This window comes from Clostridium sp. RTP31139st1_H3_RTP31139_211217, from assembly GCF_040227035.1.
Lineage (GTDB): Bacteria > Bacillota > Clostridia > Clostridiales > Clostridiaceae > Clostridium > Clostridium saudiense.
The window spans coordinates 33,464-43,364 of the sequence record NZ_JBCOAB010000031.1; the positions used below are offsets into that span (position 1 = coordinate 33,464).

Annotated in this window: 9 protein-coding genes; 7 read left to right on the forward strand and 2 right to left on the reverse strand. The window is 29.8% G+C overall.

Annotation, left to right across the window (positions count from 1 at the left end):
* The first annotated feature begins 245 nt into the window (after positions 1 to 245).
* The 6 genes from ABUA17_RS12885 (at position 246) to ABUA17_RS12910 (ending at position 5,969) form a co-directional block, all read left to right on the forward strand.
* On the forward strand, positions 246 to 1,643 hold the full coding sequence (locus ABUA17_RS12885) for a DNA primase family protein (protein ID WP_195951596.1): 1,398 nt from the start codon (positions 246 to 248) through the stop codon (positions 1,641 to 1,643).
* A gap of 247 nt (positions 1,644 to 1,890) precedes the next feature.
* Positions 1,891 to 2,370 carry a hypothetical protein gene (locus ABUA17_RS12890; protein ID WP_195951595.1) on the forward strand — a complete coding sequence of 160 codons (480 nt, stop codon included), beginning with the start codon at positions 1,891 to 1,893 and terminating at the stop codon, positions 2,368 to 2,370.
* 14 nt (positions 2,371 to 2,384) lie between these two features.
* On the forward strand, positions 2,385 to 2,594 hold the full coding sequence (locus tag ABUA17_RS12895) for a hypothetical protein (protein WP_195951594.1): 210 nt from the start codon (positions 2,385 to 2,387) through the stop codon (positions 2,592 to 2,594).
* A 227-nt stretch (positions 2,595 to 2,821) separates the two neighbouring features.
* Positions 2,822 to 2,980, forward strand: coding sequence for a hypothetical protein (locus ABUA17_RS12900; RefSeq protein ID WP_195951593.1), 159 nt, complete (start codon positions 2,822 to 2,824; stop codon positions 2,978 to 2,980).
* 142 nt (positions 2,981 to 3,122) lie between these two features.
* Positions 3,123 to 4,820 (forward strand): recombinase family protein, encoded by a 1,698-nt coding sequence (locus ABUA17_RS12905; RefSeq protein ID WP_195951592.1) that lies wholly within the window; start codon positions 3,123 to 3,125, stop codon positions 4,818 to 4,820.
* 129 nt (positions 4,821 to 4,949) lie between these two features.
* Entirely contained in the window at positions 4,950 to 5,969 is a 1,020-nt protein-coding gene (locus ABUA17_RS12910) for a restriction endonuclease (RefSeq protein ID WP_195951591.1), read from the forward strand.
* A gap of 253 nt (positions 5,970 to 6,222) precedes the next feature.
* On the opposite strand, the gene ABUA17_RS12915 is transcribed toward ABUA17_RS12910, so the two are convergent.
* A complete protein-coding gene (locus ABUA17_RS12915) occupies positions 6,223 to 8,169 on the reverse strand; it encodes an NAD(P)/FAD-dependent oxidoreductase (protein ID WP_195951590.1) in 1,947 nt (648 codons plus the stop codon).
* 180 nt (positions 8,170 to 8,349) lie between these two features.
* Entirely contained in the window at positions 8,350 to 9,417 is a 1,068-nt protein-coding gene (locus ABUA17_RS12920; RefSeq protein WP_042397331.1) for a helix-turn-helix transcriptional regulator, read from the reverse strand.
* A gap of 126 nt (positions 9,418 to 9,543) precedes the next feature.
* Between ABUA17_RS12920 and ABUA17_RS12925 the strand changes: the two genes are divergently transcribed.
* The gene (locus ABUA17_RS12925) at positions 9,544 to 9,717 is read left to right on the forward strand and encodes a DNA/RNA helicase domain-containing protein (protein WP_078061306.1); all 174 of its coding nucleotides are present in this window, start codon (positions 9,544 to 9,546) and stop codon (positions 9,715 to 9,717) included.
* Positions 9,718 to 9,901: the final 184 nt, after the last annotated feature.

Sequence of the window (9,901 nt, forward strand, 5' to 3'; positions counted from 1 at the left end):
TTAGCATGAGAGTAAGGACTTCCTAGATGTAAAGAAGGTAAGGTGATAGAGGCAAGGAAATTAAGGCTTTGATAATTCCACTTGAAAGTTAAGGGAAGTCGTAACAAATTATATGTACAGCATTATTAAGAACTTTCTATAAGTATTAATAATATGTACAACAAATTTAAGAAAGTTTTAATATCAAGGAGGGATGTAAGTACAAGTAAATAATAGATAAATTATTAAAATAAAAGGAGGTAAGGATGTCTTTAGAAGCTAAATTAAAAGAAATTGATGACATGGGAATTACAATATGTAATAAGACATTTAAATTCAAAAGCTTTAGTCCTAATAAGTTTGCTGAATATATCTCAAAAAATTCTAATCTGATTTATAGTAAAGGAGATTTTTATAACTATAAAAACGGTAAATGGACAAAAGTTGAAGAGTTAAGTGTACTACAAAAGATAAGAAATTTACTTCATAAATATTATAAAGATATATGGAGTACTAAAAGAGAGAAAGAATACATAGAAGCATTAAAAAGAATAATTTACTATGATGGCGAGTTTAATAGTAATAAAAGATATATAAATATGTTGAATGGAATGTATGACTTAGAAGAATTCACTTTAGTTGAACATAATAAGGAGTTTTATAGCACTATACAAATACCAATCAACTACTTACAAGATGCTGAATGTCCTATGTTTATAAAGTTTTTAAAAGATAGTTTTCAAGGTGATGAAGAATCAGAGAAACTTGCTCAAGAATGGGCAGGATATCTTTTGACGGCAGAAACTAAAGCTCAAAAAGCACTACTACTTTATGGTTCAGGAGCTAATGGGAAAGGAGTATTTATAGAATTAATCAGTGAATGTATAGGAGAAGAGAATATATCTAATATTCCTTTGAATGAACTTCATAGAGGTTTTTCAAGAATATGTTTATTAAATAAACTTGCTAACATAAGTAGTGAGAATGAAACTAATGGAAAAAGTATAAATACTCAATATTTCAAAATGGTTACAGGTGAAGATGTTATAAACGCTGAACAGAAAAATAAGCCAGTTATCTCATTTAGAAATACAGCCAAAATAGTATTATCTACTAATAATCTACCACATACTAGAGATAATAGTTATGGATATTGGAGAAGAATAAGTGTACTTAATTTCTGTAATACAGTAAAAGAAGAAGATAGAGATAGAAACTTAAAAGATAAGCTAAAAACAGAACTACAAGGGATATTTTTATGGGCAATTGAGGGATTAAAAAGACTTAAAGAGAATAACTATAAATTTACAGAATCTAAAAATTCAGAAGAAGTATTAAGTCAGTATCAAAGAGAAATTAATCCATTTATATTATTTTTCGAAGAATGTATTCGAAAAGCTGATAAGAGTTATAGAGAAGATAATAGAGTAATATACAAAAGTTTTAAAATGTGGGCTAAAGCTAATGGAATGGAAGGACTAGCTCAAATAAGCGTTCAGAAATTTTGGAGGAAATTCGAAGAAGAAGCTAAAAGACTTGGAATAGAAGATTGTGTTTCAAAAAAGTCTGGAAATGTAAGATACCATACATGTGTGAAAGTAGTTGGAGATTTTAGATTTGATGGAGTAAATAATCCAGTGTACAGAGGAACATTGGGTGGATAGTGGGCAAATATAGGACTAAGTAAGGACAAATAAAACTAAGTAAAGTCAATACGTTGGGCGAAGTGGCATAATAAAATAAATTTTCCTAAAAAATATCTCTAAAAGATATTTTTTTTTCTATAAATAAAGTAAATAAGATGCAAAATACGCCCCTACGCCCAATGTAAGTAAAATCAAGAAAATACAACAACTTGTCTATGGACAAGTTGAGATAAATTGAATCCAAAAGAAAAAGGAGAATAACAAAATGTTAAATAAAATTCAATCAAAAATAATAAATGATTCTATAGAAAAAGAAAGAGTAATGGAGACTAAAGAAGCTAAAACAATTACTGATTTAAATCAATTCAAAGCTTCAGAAAGTAAAACATTGAATAGAAATAATAATGGAGAAGGAATAATGTCAGTAGTAAATGCCAAAACAGGAAAAAGAATAACATTATCTCGACAACTGATGGATAAATTAAATAATCCAGAAAAAATAGTTATTTCATTTAATGATAATAAGATAGCAATAGCAAAACAATTGCCTAATAATGTGAATTATTTATCTATAAAACATTATAAATCTAAAGGAATTCTTTACTCAGCAGGAATTGTAAATGAAATAACTTGTAAATACAACTTAGATTTTAGCAATAAAACATCTATTACATTTTCTGATGTTGAATATATTACTTATGAAAAAGATATAGTAGCAATAATCACTGTAGATAATAACAATTAGTAGGAGTGGATGATATGAATGAATTAAAAATAAGAGATGAAGAAAATTTAATTAAAGAAATAATAATGATTTATAAATATATAGAGAATATTCATAGAGGTATAGATATAGTTCCAAGAGCTAAAAGTTTAATAGATTACGAAGATATAGATGGTGATAGACTTGATTTTCTTAGATATCATCAAATAAATGGTAATCGTTATGATGAAATAAAAAATCAATAGAGGTATTAGTATATGAAGAATGATAAGCAAGCAAATGAGATAATAGAGTTAATTTCAGAAATATTAATTAAATATATGATAGAAAAAAATTTAAAAATTACTTAAATAATATATAGCATAAAGTAATATTTAAAATTTTAGATTTATAGTTAAATCACATTAAACTGCTAAGCATTGCTCTTTTTAGTGCAATGTTTAGCTAGATTAAATATAAGGGAGTATAGAAAATGAGCTTTAATAATAAAGAAATAGATATTAATATAGAAAATCTAATATATATAGAATTTATAGAAGAAGAAATAACGTTAATGGAACAAGAAGAAATAATGGATAGCAAATGGTTTATAAATTGGACGAAAGAATATCAGGGTATTAATTTAAATTAAGTTATATATGTAAATTGCAAATAGGAAAATATTATCACTAGTATATAAGGATAATATTTTCCAGATAAAAATAGTCAAATTAAATATATAACACAAGTATATATTATAAATTTGATTGATTAAAAGTATTGGAGGAATATTAATGGGATTTAATGATTTAATTAGTGCTACTGAGGATAGAAATAATATTAAAAATATAGCTATATACTGTAGAGTTAGTACAATAGAACAAGCAGAGGAAGGATATAGTATAGATGAGCAAGAAAGACTTCTAAGAGATTGGTGTAATAGAATGAATTACTCAGTTTATAAGGTATATTCAGATAGAGGAATAAGTGGTAAAGATATAAAAAATAGACCAGCATTAAAAGAACTTCTAAATGATGCAGAAGATAAAAAGTTTGAAATGGTGATTTCTTGGAAGATTAATAGAATTAGTAGAAAGCTTTCAGATGTTCTAAAGATAGTAGATGTATTGGAACAGAATAATATAGCTTTCAATTCTTATTCAGAGCAGTTCGATAATAGTACTCCAGCAGGAAAAATGCAATTTCAGATGATGGCATTGATAGGAGAGTTTGAGAGGGGGACTATAGCTCAAAATGTAAAAATGGGAATGTGTGCAAAAGCAAAAGCAGGAGAATGGTGTGGTGGAAGAGTTTTAGGATACGACTTAGTTCCTGTGGAGAATCAAGAAGGAAGTAAAAGAAGAAAAACTAAATTAACTATTAATGAAATAGAAGCAAGGTCAGTAAGATTAATATTTAATGAATATAGTAATGGGAAAGGATATAAGGCTATTACTAATCAACTAAATAAACTAGGGTATAAGACTAAGAAAGGAAATGATTTTTCAGTAGGTTCAATACGAGAAATTCTAACTAATCCAGTATACATAGGAAAGGTTAGATATAATGTAAGACAAAATTGGTCAGAGAAAAGAAGAAGAAATATAAATGCTAATCCAATAATAACAGATGGAATACATGAACCTATAATAGAGGAAGGGTTATGGGATAAGGTACAAGCAATAATGGAAAGTAAGAAAGGTAAACCTTCAAGAATATATGATGGTGAGTATCCACTAACAGGAATACTAAAGTGTCCTAAGTGTGGGGCTGGTATGGTGATTTCAAGAACTACTAATAAGTTAGCTGATGGAACTAAGAAGAGAATAGCTTACTACTGTTGTGGAGCATGGAAGAATAAAGGTACAAGCGTATGTAATTCTAATACAATAAGAGTTGATAAAGCTAATGAGTATGTGTTTAATAAGTTATCAGAATTACTTTCTAATGAGAAAATGGTTGAAACTATAGTAAGGAATGTTAATAAAGAAAGACATAATAAGATAAATCCAGCTAAGAAGGAGTTAGAAAGAATAGATAAAGAGCTTGAAAAGATAGATAGGAAGAAAACTAAACTTTTCGAGGCATATGAAGAAGAACTAATATCTAAGGAAGAGTTTAAGGAGAGAAAAGATGAGCTAAATAAAAGAGCTAAAAGTCTTCAAGAGGAAAAAGAACCACTTCTAGTTACACTTTCAGATGATGTAAGTGAAGAAATACCGTATGAATTCATAAAGAGTATACTAGAGAATTTCAGTAAAGTGCTAACAGAAAGTGCAACAAGAGAGCAACAGAAGAAATTACTTCATATGATAATATCAGAGATAGCTATAAATGAAGCAAGAGAAATAGATTCAATAAAACTAAAAATAAATGATAGCTTGGTTGACTATATAAATAAGGAAGAAGGAGTATCTATAAAAGGTATTCCTTCTTCTTTTATGTTGAGAAATGTTGGAATAAGTATGCTGAATTTAGATATTGCTATATAAAGAATAGTTAATGAAAATAAAACAAAAAAGATAAAATTTTCAATTGAAAAATGGTAATATTTAAAAGATAATATAAGTAATAATGTAAAATATTTCGAAAATAAGAATTAAATGAGGGAGGTATAAAAAATGAGTATTTGGTTATTTAGAGCAGGGGCAAATGGAGAATACGAAAGTAAGTTTTTGAAGGATGGAAGAGTATATCTTACATGGGATGATCTAAATATAGATTTAAATGAATTTGAAGATAAAACAGAACTATATGAAATTCTTTTAGATATGTATGATTTAGAAAAAGAAAAGACAGCTATAAATTGGGCTTCTCAAATATATCCAATAGCTCATAGAATGAAAAAAGGTGATTGGGTTGTATTACCAAGTAAGATTAATAGAACAATACATATTGGAGAAATTGAAGGAGATTATGTATATGATGAGTCATTAGGAAGCCCTTATTACCATTATAGAAAAGTAAAATGGTTTGCACAGGATATTCCAAGAGATAGATTTGACCAAGATATTTTATATTCATTTGGAGCATTTATGACAGTGTGTGCAATACATAGAAATAATGCAGAAGAAAGAATAAAAGATATGGCACAAAACAACTGGAAAGTAAAAAATAAGTCACTTATGCAAGGAATTCAAGATCAAGATGATAGCGAAGTAGAAGTAGATTTAGAAGAATATATTTTTGATACTATATCTGAGTATATTATAAGGAAGTTTAAGGGACATAGAATGGAGATGCTTATTGAAGAAATCTTAAAGGCACAAGGGTTTATTACATATAGAAGTCCAGAAGGAGCTGACAATGGCGTAGATATTCTAGCTTCATCTGATACATTAGGATTCGGTTCACCTAGAATATGTGTTCAGATAAAAACAAGTGATTCACCTGTGGATAGAGCTACATTAGACCAATTAGTTGGGACAATGAGTAACTTTAGTGCAGATTATGGTTTATTGGTAGCATGGAGTGGATTTAAAACAACAGTCATTAAAGAAATACCAAAACAATTTTTTAAAGTAAGGTTATGGGATTCTAAAAAAGTTATACAACAATTATTTGAGAACTATGATAAATTAAGTGAAGATATAAGGGCAGAGATACCTTTGAAAAAAGTATGGATGCTTAATGTGGAATAGTATAATAGCAAATATTAATTTAATAAAATTAAATATAGTAGAATTGAAAAAGTTTATAAAAATTAAAATTAAAAAACCTCACTTATTACCGATACGGAGAACCGTACCACAAATAAATGATATTTATAAATATATTTTATATATTTAGATTTTAATGAAGCTAGAGGTACAGTAGTTAGATTTATTTTTTACACAAATCAATCTACTGTCCCAAAAGAGTATATGACTCAGTAAAAGTCATATACTCTTTATATTACAATTCTTTAGCAATAGCATATCCTGCATGAATAGCATCTTTTATTGTTCCAACATTGTTTGCGTCTCCTATAGTGTGATAAGGCATTTGAAGTTCCTTTAAAGTATCAGCCAGTGTGGTGTCTGTGCGGTAACCTACGGCGAAGATAAGGGTGTCGGCATCAGCAATGCAGTGGATTTCACCGTCTTTGCTATAGTAGATTTTATCTTCCTCTACCTTTTCAACCTTGGCGCTACAGATTAGCTCTATGCCTTTTTTCATCATACGTTGTACAAGTAAACTTCTACCTGCGCCTGTTTCTGTTGACATGATTTCTGGAGACATTTCAATTACAGTGACTTTTCTGTCTCTAGGAAGACGGTCATAAACTAGGGGTGCAAGATAATCTGCAGTTTCACAACCTACAGAACCACCTCCAATAATAACGATTTTACGGCCAGGGAAGGCTTTTCCACCTAGAATATCATCAGCAGTTGCCCAATGTTTAAAGGATGTAAATGGTTGGATAACAATAGGGGAGGCACCATTGCTTATAATCACTTCATAATCAGCAAATTCATTTTGTAATAGTTCTTTATTAACAGTACAGTTTAAACGAATTTCAACTCCAGTTTCTTCGAGTTTTCTAACCATGTATTGTGTAACCTTTGAAAGATCTTGCTTAGCAATTGGCACGGAAGCTATACGCATAAGTCCACCTAGTTCTTCATTTTGATCGCAAAGGACTACATGATGACCTCTTTTCTTTGCAACATAGGCTGCTTCCATACCAGCAGGTCCGCCACCAATAACAAGAATTTTTTTCTTTGTGTTAGATAACTTAAGAGTATCCTCATTTTCAATTTCAAGAGAGGGATTGATTGTGCAAGCTACACGCTTTCCAAACATAATACCGTTTAGGCAACGAAGACATCCAATACATGGACGTATATCATTATCCATACCTTTTTCGGCTTTATTAGCAAATTCAGAATCACATAAATTAGCTCTTCCAATCATGCAGATATCTGCTTTACCATTGGCGATTAATTCATCAGCAATCCAAGGCTCTGTAATTCGTCCAACAGTAGCTATTGGGATTGACGTATGTTTTTTGATTTCTTCTGATAACTTAGCGTGAGAACCTTGCTTTGTACCAGGTGCAGGGATTGAGCTACCACGCATGATAGTAGTTCCTCCAGATACGTGAATCATATCAGCACCAGCTTTCTCTAATTGCTTAGCAATGTATATTCCATCGTTAAGATTTAAGCCTCCATCACAGTATTCATCACCAGAAATTCTTACATCAATGATGAAATCTTTTCCGCACGTTTTACGAACTTCTTCAATAACTTCTAGTGTTAATTTCAAACGGCCATTGATATCACCACCATATTCATCAGTTCTTTTATTATATAGAGGAGATAAAAAACCTCCTAGTAGACCGTGGGCATGAGCAGCATGAATTTCAACACCATCTCCTCCAGCGGTTTTAATTCTTAAGGCTGCTTCACCAAACTGCTTGATAATAATCTTTAATTCTGGTATGGTTACTGGTCTTGGGGCTTCCTTCGCATAGGTAGGCCCAACATTTGATGGTGCGATTAAACGAGGTGTTCCCGGAATAGGGAAGGCCATGTAAGCAGGATGGAATAATTGGGGAAGGATTTTTGCTCCATACTTATGGACAGCCTCCGTCAACTTTTTCCAACCAGGAATATAAGAATCATCACTTATGGACATATCTCCAGGTAAATATGTGTAAACAGGTTCAATAGTAGTTACTTCAGTAACAATAAGACCAACACCACCCTTTGCTCTTGCAGCGTAATGCTCAACTAAAGTATCTGTTACATAACCTTTATCTGCTAGGTTTGTAGATATTGGTGGCATAAAAATACGGTTTTTAACTGTGGTTTCACCAATTTTGATAGGTGAAAATAAATGACTATATTTTTTCATATCCTCATCTCCTTTTTCTTTGATGTTACCATATTATTCAATTAGTATCCTTGTCCTAGCTTGATGTTAAAGGTTAAAATATGTCCTCATATTTGAAGATTAAAAGCGAAATGAGATAATATTAAAGCGAAAAATGACTTATAATAGAAAGTTACAAGGTAGATTTTAAGTTCCTCCATTTTAAACTTTAGCAATATCTATAATAATTTCATCATTACAGTGAGTTATAGTGCTTTTTACATCTTTAGATGTTTGAATGGAGCAAAGAGTATGCCCTTCTTTCACTTTGATTTTTATGCTATCATTTTCATAAAGGATGTTTTCTGATTCTTCTAACAGGTGTTGAAGGAGCTGCTTTTGATTATAATCTAGAGACATTATTTGTTCTCTTTTATCTTCATTAAATTTCATGTTATTGACAAACTTTTTGCGATAGTGGCTAGGAACAATTCCATAAAGTTCTTTGAAGGCTGTGGTATAGGCTTTAGAATTTGGCATGCCACAATCAGCAGCAATCTGCTCAATGGATTTTTTTCCCTCTAATAAAGATTCTATGGATTCACGAATTCTTACTAGAGCAACATATTTTACAAATGGAATACCTGTATACTTCTTAAAGAGTTTGGAAGTGTAAGAAACGCTAAACATAAGTGTATCTGCTACATCTGTTAAACGTAGATCCTCTTGATAATGGCTATCTATGTACTGAATAGCTTTAATATAGTTTTCTCTATGAATAGATTGAAGAGGTAAACGTTCAATAGGATACTGCATGTGATTAGAAGTTATATAAACAATTTCCATCATTATTGTATTTAACTCAAATAAATTATTATTACCACGTAATAGAACTCCAACTAATTTACCTATTTGAAGCTTTAATTTTTTCAATAATTTCAAATTATTATTGTCAGTGCAAACAATTGATTCGTAGGAATGCTTTATTTCTCCTATCATTGCTGATGGAAAGAGAGAAAAATCAATATGTATGGTTAAAATTACATTTTCTTCTCTAGAATTTTGACGAATTATATGAATATCATTTGGAGCAATGATTAATAGTTCATGCTCTTTAATTATATGAGAGAAGTTTTCTGTAATAACCTCATATTCTCCCTTTAAAACGTAGGTTATTTCTAGACTACTATGACGATAAAATACTTGTCTGCTAAAGCTGTTAATGCTTAGGCTTAAAGGATAACCGAATTTTTGACCTGAAAAATCATAATAATATTTCATATTTTGCATAAAAAAACCTCCATTTATTGTAGTTGCAGATTTAACGTATTTTTTCTTTAGATATATAAATTAAAATTATATTACTAATAATAGATGCTTTTACAAAAATAAACAAGTTGTTATTCTTGATAATGATTGAATGATAAAAGTCTTAGCGAAATAAAGAAATTATATAGGGAAGATAGACAAGATATATTAGAAAAAGCTGATGAGCTTATTAAGAATACTTATCGAGTTCTCATTACTAGAGGGATGAAAGGATGCTATATTTATTGCGTATTTGAAAAAAAATTTAGTTATAGCAGTTAAATTTGTATTGGTTGCTAATGAATAATATATCACTAATTTAAATAATTAGAATTATGAATAATGAACCGCATCATAAGAACTTTGAATAAAGCATAAAGCCTTTTTTATATGACGAATTGTCAAGCTAAGTGCAACACTTAGCTTGTTCTTCGTTAAATGCTTCTAACGGTGTCTTGTATCCAAG